The sequence below is a fragment of the Campylobacter sp. JMF_06 NA1 genome, assembly GCF_027737785.1.
Classification (GTDB): domain Bacteria; phylum Campylobacterota; class Campylobacteria; order Campylobacterales; family Campylobacteraceae; genus Campylobacter_B.
Genome location: NZ_JAOVUA010000001.1, coordinates 152232 through 172659 on the forward strand (window position 1 = coordinate 152232; position 20428 = coordinate 172659).

The 20428-nt window shown below is 39.3% G+C and carries 22 protein-coding genes and 1 tRNA gene; 18 read left to right on the plus strand and 5 right to left on the minus strand.

Annotated features, from left to right (window positions below; all coding sequences use genetic code 11):
* The 18 genes from OFO07_RS00800 (at position 1) to OFO07_RS00885 (ending at position 16851) form a co-directional block, all read left to right on the plus strand.
* Positions 1 to 1128: a glycosyltransferase family 4 protein gene (locus OFO07_RS00800; RefSeq protein WP_270870597.1), complete on the plus strand. Its 1128-nt coding sequence runs from the start codon at positions 1 to 3 to the stop codon at positions 1126 to 1128.
* Complete coding sequence (gene pglC / locus OFO07_RS00805; RefSeq protein ID WP_270870598.1) at positions 1121 to 1726, plus strand: undecaprenyl phosphate N,N'-diacetylbacillosamine 1-phosphate transferase; 606 nt, start codon at positions 1121 to 1123, stop codon at positions 1724 to 1726. The genes OFO07_RS00800 and pglC overlap by 8 nt, the downstream gene beginning before the upstream one ends.
* Positions 1713 to 2306 carry an acetyltransferase gene (locus tag OFO07_RS00810; RefSeq protein WP_270870599.1) on the plus strand — a complete coding sequence of 198 codons (594 nt, stop codon included), beginning with the start codon at positions 1713 to 1715 and terminating at the stop codon, positions 2304 to 2306. The genes pglC and OFO07_RS00810 overlap by 14 nt, the downstream gene beginning before the upstream one ends.
* A gap of 21 nt (positions 2307 to 2327) precedes the next feature.
* Positions 2328 to 2855 carry a hypothetical protein gene (locus OFO07_RS00815; protein WP_270870600.1) on the plus strand — a complete coding sequence of 176 codons (528 nt, stop codon included), beginning with the start codon at positions 2328 to 2330 and terminating at the stop codon, positions 2853 to 2855.
* A gap of 128 nt (positions 2856 to 2983) precedes the next feature.
* On the plus strand, positions 2984 to 4156 hold the full coding sequence (locus OFO07_RS00820; RefSeq protein WP_270870601.1) for an HNH endonuclease: 1173 nt from the start codon (positions 2984 to 2986) through the stop codon (positions 4154 to 4156).
* A gap of 197 nt (positions 4157 to 4353) precedes the next feature.
* Complete coding sequence (locus OFO07_RS00825) at positions 4354 to 5037, plus strand: tetratricopeptide repeat protein (protein ID WP_270870602.1); 684 nt, start codon at positions 4354 to 4356, stop codon at positions 5035 to 5037.
* A gap of 343 nt (positions 5038 to 5380) precedes the next feature.
* Positions 5381 to 6475 (plus strand): UDP-N-acetylbacillosamine transaminase, encoded by a 1095-nt coding sequence (pglE, locus tag OFO07_RS00830; RefSeq protein ID WP_270870603.1) that lies wholly within the window; start codon positions 5381 to 5383, stop codon positions 6473 to 6475.
* A complete protein-coding gene (locus OFO07_RS00835) occupies positions 6472 to 8262 on the plus strand; it encodes a polysaccharide biosynthesis protein (RefSeq protein ID WP_270870604.1) in 1791 nt (596 codons plus the stop codon). The genes pglE and OFO07_RS00835 overlap by 4 nt, the downstream gene beginning before the upstream one ends.
* A gap of 2 nt (positions 8263 to 8264) precedes the next feature.
* Positions 8265 to 8876, plus strand: a complete 612-nt coding sequence (gene hisH, locus OFO07_RS00840; protein ID WP_270870605.1) for an imidazole glycerol phosphate synthase subunit HisH — start codon at positions 8265 to 8267, stop codon at positions 8874 to 8876.
* The gene (hisA, locus tag OFO07_RS00845) at positions 8876 to 9583 is read left to right on the plus strand and encodes a 1-(5-phosphoribosyl)-5-[(5-phosphoribosylamino)methylideneamino]imidazole-4-carboxamide isomerase (protein WP_270870606.1); all 708 of its coding nucleotides are present in this window, start codon (positions 8876 to 8878) and stop codon (positions 9581 to 9583) included. Before hisH ends, hisA begins: the two co-directional genes overlap by 1 nt.
* 27 nt (positions 9584 to 9610) lie before the next feature.
* On the plus strand, positions 9611 to 10447 hold the full coding sequence (locus tag OFO07_RS00850) for a 50S ribosomal protein L11 methyltransferase (RefSeq protein WP_270859394.1): 837 nt from the start codon (positions 9611 to 9613) through the stop codon (positions 10445 to 10447).
* Positions 10440 to 12377: an ATP-dependent zinc metalloprotease FtsH gene (ftsH, locus tag OFO07_RS00855; protein ID WP_270859395.1), complete on the plus strand. Its 1938-nt coding sequence runs from the start codon at positions 10440 to 10442 to the stop codon at positions 12375 to 12377. The genes OFO07_RS00850 and ftsH overlap by 8 nt, the downstream gene beginning before the upstream one ends.
* A 1-nt stretch (position 12378) precedes the next feature.
* A complete protein-coding gene (pssA, locus tag OFO07_RS00860; RefSeq protein ID WP_270859396.1) occupies positions 12379 to 13116 on the plus strand; it encodes a CDP-diacylglycerol--serine O-phosphatidyltransferase in 738 nt (245 codons plus the stop codon).
* Positions 13117 to 13198: 82 nt separating this feature from the next.
* Positions 13199 to 14716 carry a 2-isopropylmalate synthase gene (locus OFO07_RS00865; protein ID WP_270868052.1) on the plus strand — a complete coding sequence of 506 codons (1518 nt, stop codon included), beginning with the start codon at positions 13199 to 13201 and terminating at the stop codon, positions 14714 to 14716.
* A 146-nt stretch (positions 14717 to 14862) separates the two neighbouring features.
* Complete coding sequence (atpE, locus tag OFO07_RS00870; RefSeq protein ID WP_270859398.1) at positions 14863 to 15201, plus strand: ATP synthase F0 subunit C; 339 nt, start codon at positions 14863 to 14865, stop codon at positions 15199 to 15201.
* Positions 15202 to 15233: 32 nt separating this feature from the next.
* A tRNA-Leu gene (locus OFO07_RS00875) sits at positions 15234 to 15319 on the plus strand.
* Positions 15320 to 15463: 144 nt separating this feature from the next.
* Entirely contained in the window at positions 15464 to 16411 is a 948-nt protein-coding gene (locus OFO07_RS00880) for a hypothetical protein (protein WP_270870607.1), read from the plus strand.
* Positions 16412 to 16509: 98 nt separating this feature from the next.
* Positions 16510 to 16851 carry a hypothetical protein gene (locus OFO07_RS00885; RefSeq protein WP_270870608.1) on the plus strand — a complete coding sequence of 114 codons (342 nt, stop codon included), beginning with the start codon at positions 16510 to 16512 and terminating at the stop codon, positions 16849 to 16851.
* Between the two features lie 50 nt (positions 16852 to 16901).
* On the opposite strand, the gene OFO07_RS00890 is transcribed toward OFO07_RS00885, so the two are convergent.
* The 5 genes from OFO07_RS00890 to napG are packed head-to-tail and all read right to left on the minus strand — an operon-like array spanning position 16902 to position 20427.
* Positions 16902 to 17240 carry a chaperone NapD gene (locus tag OFO07_RS00890; protein WP_270870609.1) on the minus strand — a complete coding sequence of 113 codons (339 nt, stop codon included), beginning with the start codon at positions 17238 to 17240 and terminating at the stop codon, positions 16902 to 16904.
* On the minus strand, positions 17237 to 18139 hold the full coding sequence (locus OFO07_RS00895; protein ID WP_270870610.1) for a WD40 repeat domain-containing protein: 903 nt from the start codon (positions 18137 to 18139) through the stop codon (positions 17237 to 17239). The genes OFO07_RS00890 and OFO07_RS00895 overlap by 4 nt, the downstream gene beginning before the upstream one ends.
* A gap of 55 nt (positions 18140 to 18194) precedes the next feature.
* Entirely contained in the window at positions 18195 to 18914 is a 720-nt protein-coding gene (locus OFO07_RS00900) for a nitrate reductase cytochrome c-type subunit (RefSeq protein WP_270870611.1), read from the minus strand.
* On the minus strand, positions 18911 to 19690 hold the full coding sequence (gene napH, locus OFO07_RS00905; protein ID WP_270859415.1) for a quinol dehydrogenase ferredoxin subunit NapH: 780 nt from the start codon (positions 19688 to 19690) through the stop codon (positions 18911 to 18913). Before napH ends, OFO07_RS00900 begins: the two co-directional genes overlap by 4 nt.
* Positions 19687 to 20427 (minus strand): ferredoxin-type protein NapG, encoded by a 741-nt coding sequence (gene napG / locus OFO07_RS00910; protein ID WP_270866451.1) that lies wholly within the window; start codon positions 20425 to 20427, stop codon positions 19687 to 19689. Before napG ends, napH begins: the two co-directional genes overlap by 4 nt.
* Position 20428: the final 1 nt, after the last annotated feature.

Here is a 20428-nt window from a genome sequence, read left to right on the forward strand (position 1 = left end):
ATGGCGAAATTTGGTTTCCTTTCACACTCTGATATGAGTATTTATTTTTTCAGAGCGCCCATTATGCGGGAGTTACAGCGTCTTGGTCACGAGGTTTTTGCGATAGCGCCACACGGAAATTATACGGCGAATTTGGAAAAAGAATTTATTAGCGTTAATTATGATTTAGACAAAGCTAGTCTAAATCCGCTTAAAGTATCCCAAAATACGGCAAATTTGGCCGGAATTTTAAAAGAGCTAAATTTGGATTTTTTGCAAACTTCGGCGCACAAATCAAATGTTTTTGGCACATTTGCGGCCAAAAAGGCTGGAATTTCGCGTGTGTTAAATTTAGTCGAGGGTCTGGGAAGCTTTTATATTGACACTGACATTAAATCTCGCATGGTCAAATTTAGCATTGAAATGCTCTATAAAAGGGCGTTTGCGCAAAGTCAGGGTTGCATTTTTGTAAATGATAGCGACCCTGATTATATGCTCTCTCGCGGACTTATTAGCGAGAATAAAATTTTTCGCATTAAAAGTGTCGGCGTAAACAGCGAAATTTTCGACGAAAACGCTCACGAGCGCGCGAGTCTGCCTGAGATTACAAAGGGCAAAAAAATCGTGCTAATGAGCGGTCGTGCGCTCTGGCATAAAGGAATAGCCGAATTTTACAAAGCCGCTGAAATTTTAAAAGAGCGAAAAGACGCTTGTTTTGTCTTCGCAGGCGATGTTTTTGCAGGGAATAAAAGCTCGGCTGATGAGGCGTTTTTGCGCTCGGGAAATGTCGTTTGGCTAGGGTGGAGAGATGATGTAGCGGCTCTTTACAAGGCGTGTGATATTTTCGTGCTTCCAAGCTACAAAGAGGGCTTTCCGCGCACCGTTTTGGAGGCTATGAGTATGAGTAGGCCTTGCGTGGTAAGCGATGTGAGTGGCTGTATCGAGGCTGTGAGCGATGGCGTAAATGGGCTAATCTGCAAGGCTAGAAACGCAGGCGATTTGGCTAGAAAGATTGAAACGCTACTTGATGATGAGAGTTTGGCGCGCAAAATGGGGCAAGCTGGGCGCAAAATGGTGGTCGAAAACTACGATGAGAAAATTATAGCGAAAAAATATATTGAAATTTATAGGAAATTTATCGATGTATAGGGCATTTTTCAAACGATTTTTGGATTTTTTTGGCGCACTTTTTTTGATAATTTTGACTTCGCCACTTATGATTGTAACATATTGTCTAATCCGCAAAAACATAAGCAAAAGCGCGATTTTCACGCAATCCAGGCCGGGATTAAATGAAAAAATTTTTAAAATTTACAAATTTAAAACTATGAGCGATGAGCGGGACGAGGGCGGAGAACTTTTAAGCGACGAACTGCGCCTGAACGAATACGGCAAAAAAATCCGCGCCCTAAGCCTTGATGAGCTTCCGCAACTTTTCAATGTCCTAAAAGGCGATATGAGCTTTATCGGACCTAGACCTTTGCTCGTAGAATACCTGCCGCTTTACAACGAAGAGCAAAAACTTCGCCACAGCGTTCGCCCCGGAATTACGGGTTTAGCGCAAGTAAATGGGCGAAATGCGATTAGCTGGGCGAAAAAGTTTGAATTTGACAGCTTTTACGCTAAAAATTTAAGCTTTTTGCTCGATCTTAAAATCGCGCTTTTAACCATAAAAAAAGTTATCAAAAAAGACGGCGTTAATAAAGACGGCATGGCGACAACGGAGAAATTCAATGGAAAAAACTAAACTCTACATTTACGGCGCGAGTGGTCATGGCAAGGTCGTAGCAGATGTCGCAAAAAGCGCAGGTTATAAAGAAATCATTTTTTTAGACGACAACGGCGAGTTAAAATTTAGTCCTGATTTGCCGAAATTTCCCGTTATAATCGCAATCGGTGATTGCAAAATCAGAGCAAATTTGCAAAAAAAAGTCAGCGAAGCAGGTTTTGAAATAGCCACACTTATCCATGAAACTGCCGTGATTTCGCCCACAGCTAAAATCGGGCGTGGCGTGGTTATCATGCCAAATGTCGTGGTAAATGCAGATGCGATTATCGGCGACGGGGTAATTTTAAATTCAGCTTGTATAATCGAGCATGATTGTGTGATTGGCGAATTTTCGCATATTAGCCCAAATTCTGCCCTTGCAGGTGGCGTGGAAGTGGGCGAATTTAGCCATATCGGTTTGGGTTCTAGCGTAATTCAAAAGGTCAAAATCGGCAAAAATTGCGTTATCGGTGCAGGTAGCGCAGTGATAAAGGACATCGACGAAAATTGCGTAGCCGTCGGTGTCCCAGCAAAAATAATCAAAAGATTTAACATTTAACGAATAAAGAAAGGATATATAATGTTTTATAGTTGTAGTGAAGTGGTAGAAAACATTCCTTTTACCCGTGAAATTGCAAAAAAATATATAGTGGAAGCCGGTATTTTTAATTTGGCAAAAATAGATTTGCTTATAGATTGTATAGTTATTGGCGAACCTAATTTTAACACAGAATTATTTCTGACTACTGATGAAAAAAGAAATTTAGGCTTAAATACTAGATTAAAAATTGAAAAAGAATTAATTGATTTTTTTGAAATAGATAAAATAAAAGGTTTAAACCCAAAAGATGAAATACATAAAATATATTTTAGATTATTTCATTATTTTTCGATATTAAGAAATGTTAAAAAATTTAAACAAATGGGAGCAAAAAAAGCGCTTTTTTTGTGTTGTGATGATGAAAGAACCTGCTCTTTTTGTAAAAATAACAATAACAAAAAAATCGATATTTCCGATGATTTAGCCGAGTATATTGATAAAAATTGTAGTTGTTATAAAAATAAGCGAATTGGTGGCAATATAGCTTTTGAATATGAGTATGAATAAACAAAGTATTGTAGTATCATAAAGTGGCATACCGCCACTTTATAGCTAAGCAAATTTAAATTTTGTTTTCTTGGATTATAAGATATTAAAGATTATAGTTAAGAATTATCTAATTTAAGAGGAAGTTGATGACAACTTGTTATTTATGTAAAAAAAATAATGTCAAAATGTCATTAGAACATTCTATTCCTAAATTTTTGTATGGAATAAAAAGCGATGATAAATTTAAAAAAATGAATTTATGCGAAAAATGCAATAATGAACTAGGAAAATTTGTTGATGGCAGGTTTGCTCATTCTTTCTTTGTATCTACTAAATTAAATGAATTTAAAAACGATACTTTATACAAATTTACCGCATTGAATTTTGATGACAATGATAGCATATTGCAACTAATCGATAACAATCAATATATAGACGCAATGGTTAATGAAAAATTTAATGTCTATTGGCTCAAAAATAATGACAAAAACTTTTTATGCTTAGTTGGAGGAGAGCCTTATTTAAGCAAGATGAAACCATCGAAACTTTTTATTTTACCAACCGCAGAATTATCAGAAAACGAACTAAAAAACATACTTTTGGAAATAAATAAAGAATTTAAAAAATATTCGAAATTAGAAATTCTACTATGTGTAGATTTTGTAAGCAGCGTAGAAGAAATTAATGATAGCAATTTAAATCTTTTTTACGAAAAAATAAAAAAAATTTTTGATATAAATAAAGTGAAATTTATTTGGGAATTTACGGAAAATGAACTAAAAATCAAAGAAGAATTAGAAAAAAATAGAATAAATATTTCTAGAATAGTAATAGATTACAATGATATTACTCGTTTTTTATCAAAATTATTTTTGGGTATTTTATGTGGTTATTTAGGTAATGATTTTATAAATAGTAATATCGGTAAAAAATTAATAGAAACAATTTTAACATACAAAACAAAAAGCAATGTAAAAAAAATAGCAAACCAAATGTTGGACAATGAATTAAATTTAAATTTCTTAGCAGATATAAATTCAATAAATATTTCAATTTTTAAAACAGCAAATAAAATTTACGGTTGGCTCAGCATAAGTGATTTAGCTTTTTCATTACATATCTGCGATGAAAATGAACTATCGCTAGAACAAAAAGAAAAATTAAATATCGATATGCAAACACCAAGCTATATACCAACTGGAATAATATTAAAATTAGAACACAAAAAAGAAAAATATTCAGAAAATGATGTAGCAAAATATTTTTTTCAAAAATGTTTAAACAAGATACCGCGAGAATATATAAATCTAGCACCGTAGAGTGGGTAACCTTACCCATCTAATGAGTAAGTAAGTGGTTAAAATGATAAAATTTAATCCTTATTTTATCCATTAAGCCTAAAATTTAATAAATGCAAAAATTTGGTGGGCGAAAATGCCCACCCTACGATACTATCAAAAATTTTAAGTCAAATTTTGTTAAAATCACAAGGTAAATTGCACTTAAAGGAGCAAGTATGAAAAAAGCCATTATCGCTATTTTGGTATTATTGGTTGGTTATTGGATATTTTCTGGTAGCGGAGAAGATTATTTTGAACAAGGAATGAAAGCCCGTTATGATGAAAAAAATCATGAAAAAGCCAATGAACTGTTTGAGAAATCTTGCGATGCCGGTTACGCTAGGGGTTGCAATGCTCTTGGATATTCGTATGAGTATGGATATGGTGTAGAGCGAGATTATAAAAAAGCCTATAAACTTTACGAAGAAGCTTGCGATGATGATGAAGCTCGTGGTTGTATGAATATTGGGATTATGTATGAAGACGGAAACGGAGTAGAGCAAGATTATAAAAAAGCTATCAAATTTTATGAAGAAGGTTGCGATCTTAATCCATTATATGGTTGCAACAATCTTGGGGTTATGTATGAAATTGGAAAAGGTGTAAAGCAGGATTACAATAAAGCTTATAATTTTTACGGAAAAGCTTGCAAAAATGGCGACCCTGTGGGGTGTAATAATTATGCACTTATGTTTGAAGAGGGAAAAGGGGTAGAGAAAAATCCTTCAATGGCTATCGCATTTTACCAGATGTCTTGTAATCTAAAAAATAAACTCTCAATCGGAGATAGTAATCAAGATTTCTCAGTAGCAGAGAGCGCCTGCAATCAGGTAAGAGTATTGCGAAGAATGGGGTATTAAATTTAAGACAATATTATCATAGGGTGGGCTTTTGCCCGCCTAATGATTAAAATGATAAAATTAAATCCTCGTTTTATCCATTAAGCCTAAAATTTAATAAATGCAAAAATTTGGTGAGCGAGGGCTCACCATACGACTAACTCTTAGAGAATTTTTACAAATTGCTGGTTTAAAAAAGCAAAATTTATAAATTTGCAAATTTTATAAAACAGCAAAAATAAAAATCATAAATTTATTTAAAAGTGGTAAAATAACGGCTTTTAAATTTTTAAATTTGCAATTTTTTGGTTGCAAATCGCCTAAAAATCAGGCTAAATTTATAAATTTCATCGAAAGAGAGAAAATGGCAAGAATATTTTTAAGCCCCCCAAATATGGGCGGAAACGAATTAGAATACATAAAAAAAGTTTTTGAAAGTAACTACATCGCGCCACTTGGCGAGTATGTTAATAGATTTGAAAAATCAGTTTGCGATTACACTGGCGCGAAATCAGCTCTCGCGCTAAATGCTGGTTCAGCCGCACTTCATCTAGCATTGCGAACGCTAGGCATAAAAGACGGCGATGTGGTGCTGGGATCGACTTTTACCTTTATGGCGAGCCTTAATCCAATCTTTTATGAGCGTTGCGTCCCTGTGCTAATCGACAGCGACGAAAGCTGGAATCTAAGCCCCGAGCTTCTAAAAAAGGCAATCAAACTAGCACCCAAAAAACCAAAAGCCCTAATCCCAACCCACCTTTACGGACAGGCAGCGAAAATGGACGAGATAATGGAGATTTGCGAAAATGAAAATATCGCCGTTATCGAGGACGCAGCTGAGGCACTTGGCGGATTTTACAAGGGCAAAGCCCTTGGCACGATTGGCGCGTGTGGTGCGCTAAGCTTTAATGGCAACAAAATCATCACCACAAGTGGCGGTGGAATGCTAATTTCGGACGACGAAGCCTTAATCGCCAAAGCAAGGTATTATAGCACGCAAGCCAGAGAGCCACTTTTGCATTATGAGCATTTGGATTATGGCTATAACTACCGATTAAGCAATGTTTTAGGCGCGATTGGCGTGGGACAAATGGAAGTTTTGGAAAAACGCGTCGAGCGAAAAAGAGAAATTTTCGCACTTTATAGCGAGCTTTTAAAAGACTGCGCCGAATTTATGCCAGAAATCGAAAATTCACGCGGAAACAGGTGGCTTACAACCTTAGTTTTCAAAGAAAAAAATGCTCACTTACGCGTAATCGACGCTTTAAATAAAGCCGATATCGAAAGCCGTCCGCTGTGGAAACCAATGCACATGCAGCCAGTTTTCAAAGGCGCATTAAGCGTGGTCGATGGCACGAGCGAGGATCTATTTAGTCGCGGAATTTGTCTGCCAAGTGGAAGTGATATGAGCGACGAGCAGGTCGCAAAAGTCGCCGAAATTGTAAAGAAAAGCTTATGATTTTTAGACCGACCAAGCTTAAACGCTTCGCATTTTTTCTGATTTTAGATATTTTAATCTCGATTTTTAGCGTCGCAATCGCCTTTGTTTTGCGTTTTAGTGGCGATATTCCAAACGAATTTTACAAAGGCTTGCTACTAAGCGCGACCCTAATTACCGCTATTCGCATTGCGTATTTGTGGTTTATGAAAATTTACCTTGTGCCGTGGCGATTTTTCGGGCTTTACGAAGCGCGCAAAATTTTCTACACGCACATTTTCACGGCTTTGACATTTTTGGCGATTTTCTTTTTAATGGAGAAGATTTTCAACCCCTTCCCACGCTCTGTGATTGCCATAGATGCGGCGATTTGCTTTATTTTAATCAGTGGCGTAAGAATCTCAAAACGCATGTTTTTATTGCACGAAAAGTCAAATTCTAGCGCCAACGAACCCTGCGTCGTCGTGGGAGCGACTAGCAAAACCGTGCATGTGCTAAAAGGTATGCGCCAACACCACATAAACTACTATCCTGTGGGCGTCGTCGATGGCAGAAAAGAGCTAGTTGGCACATACTGCGAAAATTTCGTCGTGCGCGCAAAAAGCACAATCCCAGAAATGATAAAAGAAAGTGGCGCCAAAACCGCTATCGTGGCACTTTCACTGCACCCAGAAGATCTCAAAGAGCTCTACGACGAGCTAATCGCGTATGGGCTAAAAGATATCAAGCTATTTTCGCTACTAGAAAACGAGCAGAAAAAAATCCGCGACATTTCGATCGAAGACCTGCTTGCGCGCAAACCAAAGGATTTGGATAAAGAGGCGATTAAAAATTTCATCGACGGCAAGGTCGTTTTAGTAACTGGCGCAGGTGGCACGATAGGAAGCGAGATTTGCAAACAATGCTTGAATTTCGGTGCAAAACGACTGATTATGGTCGAGCATAGCGAATTTAACCTTTATCAAATCAATGAAGCCACGAACACAGATTCTCGCAACGAATTAAAAATGATAAATATCGTTTATCGCGATGAATTCGATGAAATTTTTGCCGAATTTAAGCCTGATGTCGTGGTGCATGCAGCAGCGTATAAACATGTGCCACTTTGCGAATTTAACCCGCATTTAGCGGTAAAAAACAATGTTCTTGGCACGAAAAATGTCGTGGATTTATCCAAAAAACATGGCGTTAAAAAGGTCGTTTTGATCTCCACCGACAAGGCCGTGCGCCCTACAAATATCATGGGCACGACAAAGCGAATTTGCGAGCTTTACAGCCTAAATTCGAGTGATGAAGCCACTCAAATCGTGGCTGTGAGATTTGGAAATGTGCTAGGAAGTAGCGGAAGCGTAATCCCGAAATTTAAACGCCAAATCGAAGCAAATGAGCCACTCACCGTTACGCACCCTGATATCGTGCGGTATTTTATGCTAGTGAGCGAAGCTTGTCAGCTAGTGCTTCAAGCAGCCTCAATCGCCAAAGGTGGGGAGCTTTTCGTGCTTGATATGGGCGAACCTGTCAAAATCGCAGACCTTGCCAAACGCATGTTGCAGTTAGCTGGTAAAGAGGAGCTTGGGATTAAATTTGTAGGACTTCGCCCTGGCGAGAAGCTTTACGAAGAGCTTTTGATCAACGAAAACGATAAAAGCACAAAGTATCAATCGATCTTTGTTTCAAGCTTTACAAAATACGATTTAGAAAAGCTAAATTTGCAAATTTCAGAGCTTGTAAATGCCGAAAATGACGAAGTCGCAAGCAAACTCAAAGAGATTGTACCGGAATTTGACCATAAATTAAATAAGGATTGATTTTGATAGGAATTGTTGATTATGGTGCTGGAAATATACGAAGCGTGAAAAACGCCCTTAGTTTTTGTGGGGCGAAATTTGAGCTAGTGAGCGAGCCTGAAAAACTTTTAAGAAGCGACAAAATTTTACTACCCGGAGTAGGAGCTTTCGGCGAAGCAATGGCTAAGCTAAAATCGGCAAATTTAGACGAAGCAATAAGAGAATTTGTCGCAAGTGGGCGGTATTTTTTGGGAATTTGCCTTGGTATGCAACTTCTCTTTGACAAAAGCGCAGAATTTGGTTCGAGCGAGGGGCTTGGGATAATTAGTGGCGAAGTGGTGAAATTTGATGAGAGCAAATTTAGCGAGAGTTTAAAAGTCCCGCACATGGGCTGGAATACGCTAGAATTCACGCGCGAGGCGCCCATAAATTCGGGGCTTGAAAGCTCGGTTTATGCGTATTTCGTGCATTCTTATCACGCGCTTTGCGATGAAGAGTTTATCTTAGCAAAGACGGCGTATGGGTATGAATTTCCTAGCGCAGTTTGCAAGGAAAATGTCTTTGGCTTTCAGCCACACCCCGAAAAAAGCCACGAAAATGGCATAAAAATAATTAAAAATTTCACGGAGTTATAATGGAAATTTTACCTGCGATTGATTTAAAAGAGGGCCTTGCTGTGCGCCTTAGCAAGGGCGAAATGGGAAGTGCTAAAATTTATTCAAAGACCCCTTGGGAATTAGCTAAAAAATTCGAAGACATGGGGGCAAAATACCTGCATTTAGTAGATTTAGACGGAGCGTTTGCAGGAGAGCCGATAAATTTCAAAACGATTGAAAAAATCGTAAATTCGACAAATTTAAAGGTCGAAGTGGGTGGTGGAATTCGCGATGAAAAGCGCATAAAAGACTACCAAAATTTGGGCGTTTATAGATTTATTTTAGGCTCAGTTGCGCTAAAAAATCCAAATTTTGTCAAAGAAATGTCGCCAAAATACAATATCGTCGTAGGAATCGACGCGCTTGATGGCATGGTCGCAACCGAGGGCTGGGCAGATGTGAGTAGCATTAAGGCGACTGATTTGGCTAAGCTTTACGCAGGAGCGGGAGTTGGCGCGATAATCTGCACTGATATCGGCAAAGATGGCATGCTATGTGGCGTAAATGTGGAATTCACAGAAGCAATCGCCGAAGCTAGCGGGATTGATACAATCGCAAGTGGCGGCGTGAAGGACATTAGCGACATTTTGGCGTGCAAAAACAGCGGCAAAATCGCAGGCGTGATTGTCGGCAAGGCATATTACGAGGGCAGTATAGATTTAGAAAAAGCGTTTAAAATTTTGTGATATCGTAATGGCTTTTAAGGTTTTGAGATGAAAGAATTTTATAATGAAATGAGTGTAAAGAGCCAAAACGGCTTGGAATTTTTCAAAGATTTTGTCTTTGAGCTTGGGATTTCGTGCATTGAAGAGCGTGAGGGCGAGTTTATCGTGCGCGATGAGGATAGCCTAGAAATGGTGAAATTCGCGCTAATCGAATTTAAAGAAGCCTTGCAAAAATCCACAGGGGCGCAAATTTCGCTAGAAATCGAAATTTCGCAAAAGAAAAATCAAGATTGGATAAACGAGTATAAAAAGGGCGTTGAGCCGATTGAGGTGGGTAAATTTTATGTCCGCCCTAGCTGGTGCGAGAGCAGGGCAGGGCTAATCGATATTTTAATCGATCCAGCACTCGCCTTTGGCTCAGGGCACCACGAGAGCACAAATATGTGTTTGCAAATTTTAAGCGAGATTACCAAAGAGGGTGCAAAAGCCCTTGATGTGGGCTGTGGAAGTGGAATTTTGAGTATCGCGATGAAAAAGCTTGGCGCAAATGTCAGCGCTTGTGATACTGACGAGCAAGCCACTGATGCTAGCGTGCAAAATGCGCAAAAAAACGGCGTGAGCTTGGATAAAATTTGGACAGGAAGTATCGCAGGAGCGGGCGAAAAATACGATTTAGTCGTAGCAAACATAATCGCTGATGTGATTTTGATACTAGCTAGCGATTTGAAAAACGCGCTAAATCCTGGCGCACATCTTGTGCTTTCTGGAATTTTAGAAAATTACAAAGATAGAATAAAATCTGCATTTTCGGATTTGCGCTTCGTGAAAATGGAGCAAAAAAACGAGTGGTGTAGCTTTGTTTATGAGAAAGGTGAAAATGAATAATCAAAATAACAAAAATCAACAAAACGGCGGAGGAAATTTTTTCAACAAAAATCCTATTGGTATGTTTGTGGTTTTTGCGCTGATTTTAATTGTGATTTTTAGGGCAATTAGCCCAAATGGTGGCGGTTTTGGCGAGGGTGCGACCCTTGGAAATTTAGGCGTGGGACAGACTAGAAATGTCAGCTATTCAGAGCTAAAATCACAGCTTAAAACAGCTCAAATTTCAATGGTTTCTATCGGCAAAACCACGATAAAAGCCCAAAGTGGCGATACAATGTATGTAGCTCAAAGGGTCGATGATAACGAGCTTGTGAGTATTTTGGAGAGCAGAAATATCCCTTATGGCGCATATAACGAAACAAATTTACTCACAGATTTGCTTTTTAGCTGGGTTTTACCGCTTGTGATTTTCTTTGGAATTTGGATGTTTTTGGCCAATCGTATGCAAAAAAATATGGGTAGCGGTATGCTAGGAATCGGCAGTTCGAAAAATTTAATGAGCGCAGAGAAGCCAAATGTCAAATTTAGCGATGTCGCCGGTGTCGAAGAGGCCAAAGAAGAGGTCAAAGAGATAGTCGATTTCCTCAAAAACCCTGAGCGATACATAAGCTTAGGAGCGAAAATCCCAAAAGGCGTCTTGCTTGTAGGCCCTCCTGGTACGGGTAAGACACTGCTTGCAAAGGCTGTCGCAGGCGAGGCTGATGTGCCGTTTTTTTCGATTTCGGCTTCTAGCTTTATAGAGATGTTTGTAGGCGTGGGCGCAAGTAGGGTTAGAGATTTGTTTGAAACAGCCAAAAAACAAGCACCTGCGATTGTTTTTATCGATGAGATTGACGCGATCGGAAAAAGTAGAAATTCAGGTGGAATCGGCGGTGGAAACGATGAGAGGGAGCAGACCCTAAATCAACTTTTGGCAGAAATGGACGGCTTTGGCACAGAGTCTAGCCCAGTCATCGTCCTAGCAGCGACAAACCGCCCAGAGACGCTTGACGCTGCGCTTTTGCGTCCGGGTAGATTTGATAGGCAGGTTTTGGTCGATAGACCTGATTATGACGGCAGAATCGCGATTTTAAAGGTGCATATGAGAGATGTCAAATTTGCCCGTGATATTGATATCGAGGATATTGCGCGCCTTACCGTGGGCTTTGCGGGAGCGGATTTGGCAAATATCATAAACGAAGCCGCGCTTTTGGCAGGTCGAGAGGCGAAAAAAGAGGTCGAGCAAAAAGATCTGCTCGAAGCAATCGAACGCGTGGCGATAGGATTAGAAAAAAAATCGCGCCGCGTAAATCCTGTGGAGAAAAAAATCGTCGCTTACCACGAGAGCGGTCATGCGCTCATCGCCGAGCTTACCAAAGGCGCAATGCCAGTTAGCAAGGTTACGATTGTTCCGCGCGGGCTTGGCGCAGCTGGATATACGCTAAATTCGCCGTTTGAAAATAGATTTTTGCACCAAAGATATGAAATTTTCGCTGAAATCGATGTTTTACTCTCTGGTAGGGCGGCCGAGGAAGTCTTTTTGGGCGAGATTACAGACGGGGCTAGCAACGATTTACAGCGCGCGACTGATTGGCTAAAATTTATGGCAGCCAAGGTCGGTATGACAGACGAGCTAGGCTTAATTGTGCTTGAAAAACAGCAATATTCGTTTTTAAACGGCGGTCAGAGCATTAAGGATTATAGCGAGGAAACAGCGGTAAAAATCGACAACTATGTCCGCACAAAGCTCGATGAGCGCTACAAAGCTGTGAAAGAGACCTTGCGAGTTTATGCGCCTGCAATCGAGGAAATGGTAAAAACTCTGTATGAAAAAGAGACCGTCGCTGGCGAGGTTATCGTGGAGATTATCGATAAATTTGAAAAAGAAAACAATTTGCCGACGCGTTTGGTGCGAAATTTAGCCAAAGAAAATCCAGAAGAAGAGGCGTAAAATGGAAGAAGAAAGAGGAAAATTAGTATATATTTTGCCAAATCTTTTCACCGCGGCTAGTATATTTTTGGCTATGCTTAGCATTTTTGCCTCGATAAACGGCCATTATGCTAGCGCGATTGCGTATATAATTTTTTCTTTGATTTTTGACGGACTTGACGGGCGCGTGGCAAGGCTCACGCACACGACGAGCAAATTTGGCGTAGAATTTGACAGCCTTGCCGATATAGTGGCGTTTGGCGTGGCGCCAGCGGTGCTGTTTTATTTCGTAATCGGCAAGGATTATGGGCAGGTTGGCACGCTAATTAGCGCGCTGTATGTGATTTTCGGCGCTGTGAGGCTAGCGAGATTTAATGTCACTGTGGGCACCTACGAGCCAAATGTTTTCATCGGTCTGCCGATCCCAACTGCGGCTATTACGATTGCTGTGTGGATTGGGATTTACCTTAAATACGAGGTTTCATCTGTGTGGGGTGGCGTATTTATCATCGGCATGGCAATTTTGTCGTTTTTAATGGTTAGTAATATCCGCTTCCCAAGCTTTAAAAAGATAAATTTAAAACGGCCAAATGCTATTAAAATTTTGGTTTTGCTTATTGTGGTGTTTTTTTCGTGTCTGTATCTTTTCAAGCTCGAATTCCCTGCATTTATCATTTTGCTATACATAGGATATGGGCTTGTGCGCGCGGGGCTAACGCTTATCGGGGTTAAATTTAACAAACAAAGCAAAGAGAACTAAATAATAAAATTTATCAATTCCAACTAAATTTAAGCCTAAAATTGCTATAATCGCCAAATTTTATCAAATGAAAGGGTAGGTTATGGATAAAAATAAAATTATTATTTTTGATACGACATTGCGCGACGGCGAGCAAAGCCCGGGCGCTTCGATGAATACAGAAGAAAAAATCCGCCTTGCACTCCAATTAGAAAAACTCGGCGTCGATGTTATCGAGGCTGGGTTTGCAGCGGCTAGTCCGGGGGATTTCGACGCGATTAATCAAATCGCAAAGGCTACTAGCAAGATTAGGGTTTGTTCGCTTTCTCGCGCGCTTGAAAACGATATCAAGGCCGCGGCGCAGGCTATCGCGCCGGCGAAATTTCAGCGCATACACACCTTCATCGCCACTAGCCCGATTCACATGGAATTTAAGCTAAAAATGAAGCCTGATGAGGTCATCAAACGCGCAGTTGCGGCTGTGCAATATGCGAAGACTTTCACAGATGATGTGGAGTTTAGCTGCGAGGATGCGTGCAGAAGCGATGTTGGCTTTATGAAGGAAATTTGCGAGGCGGTTATCGGCGTGGGCGCAACTACGATAAATTTACCAGACACCGTGGGATATCGCTTGCCAAATGAAATTTACGCTATTTTTAAACAAATGGTCGAATTTATAGATGGTAGAGCGATAGTATCAGCTCACAATCACAACGATTTAGGGCTTGCCACAGCAAACACACTAGCGTGCATTGAAGCTGGTGCGCGCCAAGTCGAATGCACTATAAATGGCCTTGGCGAGAGGGCTGGAAATACTGCGCTCGAAGAGATTGCAATGGTCGTAAAAACCAGAAATGACCATTTCTCGCCACTTTATACGGATATAAATTTCAAAGAAATTTATCCTTCAAGCCGTATAGTCGCAAGTATCACAGGTATCGAACCACAGCCAAATAAGGCAATCGTGGGCAAAAATGCCTTCGCGCACGAAAGCGGAATCCACCAAGACGGCGTTTTAAAACACCGCGAAACTTACGAGATTATGAAGGCCGATGATATCGGGCTGGATAAAAACTCTCTCGTGCTTGGCAAACACAGCGGACGCCACGCTTTCAAGGACAAATTAATCGCCCTTGGCTACGAGCTAGACGACGAACAATTGCAAGTGGCGTTTGAGAAATTTAAAATTTTAGCCGATAGTAAAAAAGATGTCTATGACGAGGATTTAAGAGAGCTTGTAAATGACGAATTTATGGGTGCGAAAACCAAAGCTTACGAGATTGCGCTTCTTAGCTCAAATGGTTGCAACAAAGGCCATGCAAGCGCGGCTGTCACGCTAAATCACGATGAAATTTTGCTAAGCGATAGCGCGCTTGGAAATGGTGGGGTCGATGCGATTTTTAAAGCGATTGATCGCATAAGCAAGGTTAGCGGTGAGCTGAAAGATTATCAAGTCAAGGCCGTATCCAAAGGCAAAGATGCTCTGGCCAAAGTAACCGTTAAGGTCGAATTTGAGGGCACTGGCGCGATTATGGGGCATGGGCTTGATGTCGATACAATGCTAGCCTCAGCTAAGGCTTATGTCGGCGCACTAAATACATATTTAGCTTCGAAAAAATAAAATTCATAAAGTGGCGAAATTTGGGCGATTTTTGCCACTTTTTTAAACTAATTAAAAGCAAAATTTCACTAGAATACCGCACTCAAAATGTTCTTAGTAGGGGACAGATCCGAAAGGCGTTTTGAAATTTTATTTTGGAGACTTTTATGAAAAAAGTTTTGGTTTTACTTTTCGCGCTTTGTGGCGCAGCATTCGCAGGTGAGGAGCTTAGCGCTTATACTCAAATCGTATCATACTCAGCAATCGCTGTTGGTATCGTTCTTGGTTTTGCCGCTCTTGGTGGCGCTGTTGGTATGGGTAATGCAGCTAATGCAACAATCCTTGGTATCGCTCGCAACCCAAGCGTAGCTAGCAAACTATCAACTACAATGTATATTTCGCTAGCGATGATCGAAGCACAAGTTATTTATGCGCTTGTTATCGCATTTATCTTGCTTTTCGCTAATCCTTTTGTTACAGACGCTCTTACAAAAGCAGCTGCGTAATCACTCGCCCGCGCCTTTGCGGGCTCTTTCATGCGACCATGGTGGAATTGGTAGACACGCTATCTTGAGGGGGTAGTGCGCTCCGCGTGTGCGAGTTCAAATCTCGCTGGTCGCACCATAAATTTTATCCAAATTTACTATTTCAAATTCACCCATTAACAAAATTAAACAAAAATCACATTTCTATCCTATGTCAAAAAACAATAATGTAAATATAATTTATGTGTTTTAATTTTTAAATCTAATTTAAGGGGGGGGTATAATGGCTGAATTTTTTAAAAAAGGCCATGTTGTGTATGAAATAAAAAATAAAAAATCATTTCAAACGATAAAACCTAAGCAAACTTCAAAGATAGATGAATTTTATAAAATTAAAAAAGATTTTTTAGTTGCTAATGCGATTTTGATTTTCGGCTTGGTTCTTAAAGTGTTTTTTGAAAATTCAGATGATACGAGTATAGGTAAATTTTTTCTATTCATTGGGGGGTTATGTAGAATTTATGTGATTTATATGATTGGCAAATTTGCAAGTAGCAAAAAACTATTTGCATTTTTCATAGCATCAGGCATAGGGTCTAACTTGCTAGGAGGCGCAATTTTAGTAACGCAAGAATCAGCCTTATCTATTTCTATCGTCGCTGGAATATGCGGTGTTACTTGCTTTCTTTTTTACAAAGAAATGGTTGAAATTCTTCTTCAAAAGCTATTTTATATCCCATTTTTCGCTATTGCTTTGGGTATTGTGAGTGAGGAGTATATGGGGTATCTGCTAATTTTAGCTTTTGCGAGCGAGTTTGTCGTTATGATTTTTACAAAAGCAGGTGCGCAAAAACAAGAGAATTTTAAAGAAAATGATACAAATTACTCAGCGAAATATATCAATGTCGCCGACACTCAAAAAGAAGAAAATTTTAAAATTTTAGATAAAACACAAAAATTTAAGCAGAAAATTTCAAATTTACAACTTAATGAAAATTTCGTGATAAATATTTTTAGGATTTTATATTTTGTTGTGTTTGTATGTTTCTGCTATTTTCTTATCCGTTGGTCTTTGACAGAATATAGAGGAAGTGCTAGGTATTATTTGGGTAGAGTAAAAACATCTGCGATAGTGTTTGGTATAGTATATGTCCTTCAAATAGTAGTTTTGGGGCAAAAAAATATAGTTTATTGTTTTAAAAATTTATTTTCTAGTATTATTAAAAAATAAAATTTGGAGAAAAAATGAAAAATTTATTTAGTATTGTTATATTATTTATGGCTTTTATGCTGGGAAAATTCGGATATATACAGTTTAAACAAAAATTTATGAGTGATGAGGAAATTTGCAGATTGCAAAATGAAATAAAGACAAAATTGCCAACTAGACTAGATGATGCAACCACTTTAACAAATATAGAGTGCAATCCGAAAACAAAGAAAGTAAGTTATTTTTATGATTTAAACGATGTGCAAAATATGCAAAATATCTCTTGGCGGGATTTCGTGGAGCAAGATTTTGATTTGTTTAAACAAAATTTTAAAAACGGCGTAAAAGAACAATATTGTAATTCAGATATTAAAAATAAAAATTTCAAGGCTACATTTACTTATAATTTTGATAATGAATATTTCATGGATTTTACACTAGGTCTCTCTGATTGTCGCTAAATTTTAAAAGGCCAAATTCTGCCAAATTCAGCCTTTGAAAAGAGGTAAATTTAGATATTTAAACTACCGCCGTATTTGATTTTTTTGATTTCTGGTTCTTCGTCGATTTTTTGCATAATCTCTTCTATATTGTTGCTGTTCGCGGCGTCGATTTGTTCATCTAGGTCTTGGTATGAGTATATCATAGCTACATCGCTTACGCCTTTTAGGGCTTGCATGGCCTTAAACGCGCCCAGTTCTTGATCTAGGCTTTCGGTTTGGATAGTCGCTACGATTTTGCCATCTTGTGCAGCCACGACTTCGCAAAACTTTATCTTTGCCACGAGAGCGCTAAGCTCGTCCAAATTTGTCTTATTATCTGTGTAGATTATCACACTTGAAATGTTCATTTGTAGCTCCAAAAATGAATTGTTTTGTCGTATCCTGCGCCAACTAAGTGATCGCCATAAAATGTCATGTTGTTTATGATTTCGCCATCATAAGGGATTTTTTTGATGACGCTTCCGGCTTTGTTTATGATATTTATGCCATCAAGTGTCGTAAATGCGCCAAAATCCTCGCTTAATGCCACGCTATACACGATAAAGCCAGTTTCGAAAAGTTTAGACTCTCTTGCGTTTTCGTAGTAGCAGGTTTTGTCGTTTGAGCCAGTTATCACCCTCTCGCCTACAAAGGCTACATTGAAGACATTGTCTTTGTGGATACTTTTTTCGCGTAAGAATTTTTTCTCTTTTGTGTCAAAAAAGTAAATCATACCGCCTTCGTTTGAAAGAAGCAATAAATTTTTCTCGCGGTCAAAGCTCACGCCACCAAAAGGTGAATCTGAAATTTTGTGCTCAAATTTCACAGATTTTGAGGCTATGTCGTAGTACAAAATTTCGCTTCCCACGCCTAGTAAAACGATAGTATTGCTATCTAGCAAAAATAGTCTTTTGATACCAGTTATCGGTAAATCAAAGGTGTCAAGCGTGCCATTCTCATACACGGCGAGTTTTTTGTGCATATAATCGCCATTTATCAAAAGGGCAAATTTTTCACCTAGTTTATCGACATCGATGACCTTAGAATCGATATCTCCATCGACATAGCTTTTGATTTGCGGAAGAGCTAAAACAAGAGTAGCGTTCTCATCGCTCCCGCTTATACTAAAAAGCTTTCCGGTGTCCGTGCCAGCATAGATTTTTTCATCCATTTGCTTTAAAATCGCGATGTTGCCATCTACTATGACTTTGTCATTTGCAAAAAGAAAGGTTGCTAAAAAGATAAAAGCAACGAATAATTTTTTCATTTTTTACCTCGTAAATTTTGTGTGAGTTTGGAGATCCAAACTCACAACAAAATGGTTATTTGATATCAGCACCCTGATTTAAAATGTCAAGCAAATTTGAGCTAGTATTTGAGTCTGCAAAGCGACTAAAATCTGCTTCAAATTTGTTTTGAACTAGCTGGGTTGCGTTTGTTTGAATAACATGGCAAGAAACGCAGTCGTATCTAGCCATAGAAAGTGCGCCATTAAGGCTCTTTTGATTCTCATCACGCAAATCTGCTAAGTGGCTTTGTGGGACTGATTTGATCTGCATAGCCTGTGCAGCTTCTGGAAGGTGGCATGTGGTGCACATGTTGTTTTCGGCTGTGATAGGTAGCATATCGTCCAAAGTGTGTGGGATTAGCGGAGGAGCGTTCTCGAAGCTTCTCTCAAATACCATATTTTCGCCTGGTGCGCCACCTTTTACCTCATAAGTAGGCAAGGTTAGGTTTTCGTTAGTGTAATCCTCTCTAAATTTAGGACTTTGCGCAAGCTCTAAATTTGGTATATCTTCCTTTTTCTCGACAACCGGCGCTGGTGCGGCTGGCTCTTGTGGTGCAGCAGCTGGCGCTACCTCTGCCTTAGGCGCTTCTGCTTTTACTTCGTTAGTAGCAGCAGGTGCTGAGGCGGGTTGTGTTTGCGCTACTGGTTGGTTTGTATTTGAGCTCGCTTTGCCTTTTTCATCTTGGCAACCGCTCAAACCCAAACAACAAATTGTAGCTGCAACAAGGCTTAAAAAAGCAAATTTCTTTTTCATTTTTTTACTCCTAGTATGCTAAAATTTAACGCATCATCATCGCAAATTTGGACACATCTACCGCAACTTATGCACTCAGAATCGATTTTAAAACTCTCTTTTGAGACCATTTTTAGCACCTGAACCTCAGGGCAAACGCTCTTACATTTGTTGCATTTGGTGCATTTGTTTGCATTATGATAAATGCGAATTAAGCTAAATTTACTTGCTATCGCCCAAAATCCCCCTAGTGGGCATATATGGGAACATATTATTCTATTTCCTGCGAAAATTTCAAATATCACAATTATTGCGGCTATACTAAATGCGCTAACGCTAAGGCTAACGACCGCTCTTGTGAAAAATCCGACGAAATTTAGTATCTCAAAGGCTGCTATACTAAACAATCCGCTACAAAGTAGGACTAAAACTAACAAATAGTATCTAGCATTTTTGCTGACGCTAAACATTTTGGTTTGGATATTTAAAACTTTTCTTATCCAAGCTGCCAAATCTGTTAGGATATTGATAGGACATACCCAACCGCAAAAAGCTCGTGGCGCAATCAAAGCGTAAAACGCAAATATGATTAACGCGCCAACTATGCTAAGCGCACCTAGGCTAAAACTTGCCAAAAATAGTTGAAGCACGGCAAAAGGATCGCTTAAATTTATAACTCCAAAAAGCACTGACGAACTTAAATTTCCTTGCAAAATTTTAAATCCATAGCAGTTTCCAGCTATGAAAAGGCCAAGGATTAGGAATTGAACTAATCTTCTTAAAAGTGTGTATTTCATAGCTCGCCTCCGTTTAAGTAATCAATACCTTTTTTCAAATTTAAGTTGATTTGGCTATCAGCGTCTTTTAGCTTCGCGTCATCGCCTTCGATCCAACCTTTGACATAGTTGTCATTTACCTTGCCTAAAACCGAATTTCGTGGTAGCACTGTAATGGCTGCTTTTTCGGTTATACAGGCTTTTTCGCATTTTCCACACCCTGTGCAGTAATCGCTATCTACAACAGGTAGTAAAAATGCGTGTTTTTCTGTCCTTGTGTTGCGTTTGTATTCGATAAATAGTGCCTTATCCATGACAGGGCAGGCTCTATAACATGCGTCGCATTGAATTCCAAAGTATGCAACGCAGTTTTTCTGATCTACTACCGCAACGCCCATTTGAGCTTTGTTGATATTTAATTTGTCATTTTCGCTAACTTTTTGTTTATCTAACGCGCTAGTCGGGCACGCTACTGTGCAAGGGATATCCTGGCACATATAGCATGGAGTTAGTCTTGGCTGGAAAAACGGAGTTCCGTTTGGCACTCCGCTATCGCCAAATTCTGCTAGTTTTAGCGTATCAAATGGACATGCCTCGACGCACAGCCCGCAACGAATACATTTGCTCATAAATTCTTTTTCATCAAGGGCACCTGGCGGTCTTAGACGGATTTTATCCTCTGCTCTGGCAAATTCACAAAATCCACTTCCGCCTGCTACAAGCAGTCCTAATAAACCTAAAACTTCGCGTCTTTCCATA

Bases quoted from the DNA above. Each gene is read 5' to 3' on its own strand.
- napG (WP_270866451.1), bottom strand. From the start codon at position 20,427: ATGGAAAGACGCGAAGTTTTAGGTTTATTAGGACTGCTTGTAGCAGGC.
- atpE (WP_270859398.1), top strand. From the start codon at position 14,863: ATGAAAAAAGTTTTGGTTTTACTTTTCGCGCTTTGTGGCGCAGCATTC.
- OFO07_RS00815 (WP_270870600.1), top strand. From the start codon at position 2,328: ATGTTTTATAGTTGTAGTGAAGTGGTAGAAAACATTCCTTTTACCCGT.
- OFO07_RS00810 (WP_270870599.1), top strand. From the start codon at position 1,713: ATGGAAAAAACTAAACTCTACATTTACGGCGCGAGTGGTCATGGCAAG.
- OFO07_RS00850 (WP_270859394.1), top strand. From the start codon at position 9,611: ATGAAAGAATTTTATAATGAAATGAGTGTAAAGAGCCAAAACGGCTTG.
- napH (WP_270859415.1), bottom strand. From the start codon at position 19,690: ATGAAATACACACTTTTAAGAAGATTAGTTCAATTCCTAATCCTTGGC.
- OFO07_RS00865 (WP_270868052.1), top strand. From the start codon at position 13,199: ATGGATAAAAATAAAATTATTATTTTTGATACGACATTGCGCGACGGC.
- OFO07_RS00820 (WP_270870601.1), top strand. From the start codon at position 2,984: ATGACAACTTGTTATTTATGTAAAAAAAATAATGTCAAAATGTCATTA.
- OFO07_RS00825 (WP_270870602.1), top strand. From the start codon at position 4,354: ATGAAAAAAGCCATTATCGCTATTTTGGTATTATTGGTTGGTTATTGG.
- OFO07_RS00895 (WP_270870610.1), bottom strand. From the start codon at position 18,139: ATGAAAAAATTATTCGTTGCTTTTATCTTTTTAGCAACCTTTCTTTTT.
- pglE (WP_270870603.1), top strand. From the start codon at position 5,381: ATGGCAAGAATATTTTTAAGCCCCCCAAATATGGGCGGAAACGAATTA.
- OFO07_RS00890 (WP_270870609.1), bottom strand. From the start codon at position 17,240: ATGAACATTTCAAGTGTGATAATCTACACAGATAATAAGACAAATTTG.
- OFO07_RS00885 (WP_270870608.1), top strand. From the start codon at position 16,510: ATGAGTGATGAGGAAATTTGCAGATTGCAAAATGAAATAAAGACAAAA.
- hisA (WP_270870606.1), top strand. From the start codon at position 8,876: ATGGAAATTTTACCTGCGATTGATTTAAAAGAGGGCCTTGCTGTGCGC.
- pglC (WP_270870598.1), top strand. From the start codon at position 1,121: ATGTATAGGGCATTTTTCAAACGATTTTTGGATTTTTTTGGCGCACTT.
- ftsH (WP_270859395.1), top strand. From the start codon at position 10,440: ATGAATAATCAAAATAACAAAAATCAACAAAACGGCGGAGGAAATTTT.
- pssA (WP_270859396.1), top strand. From the start codon at position 12,379: ATGGAAGAAGAAAGAGGAAAATTAGTATATATTTTGCCAAATCTTTTC.
- OFO07_RS00880 (WP_270870607.1), top strand. From the start codon at position 15,464: ATGGCTGAATTTTTTAAAAAAGGCCATGTTGTGTATGAAATAAAAAAT.
- OFO07_RS00800 (WP_270870597.1), top strand. From the start codon at position 1: ATGGCGAAATTTGGTTTCCTTTCACACTCTGATATGAGTATTTATTTT.
- OFO07_RS00835 (WP_270870604.1), top strand. From the start codon at position 6,472: ATGATTTTTAGACCGACCAAGCTTAAACGCTTCGCATTTTTTCTGATT.
- OFO07_RS00900 (WP_270870611.1), bottom strand. From the start codon at position 18,914: ATGAAAAAGAAATTTGCTTTTTTAAGCCTTGTTGCAGCTACAATTTGT.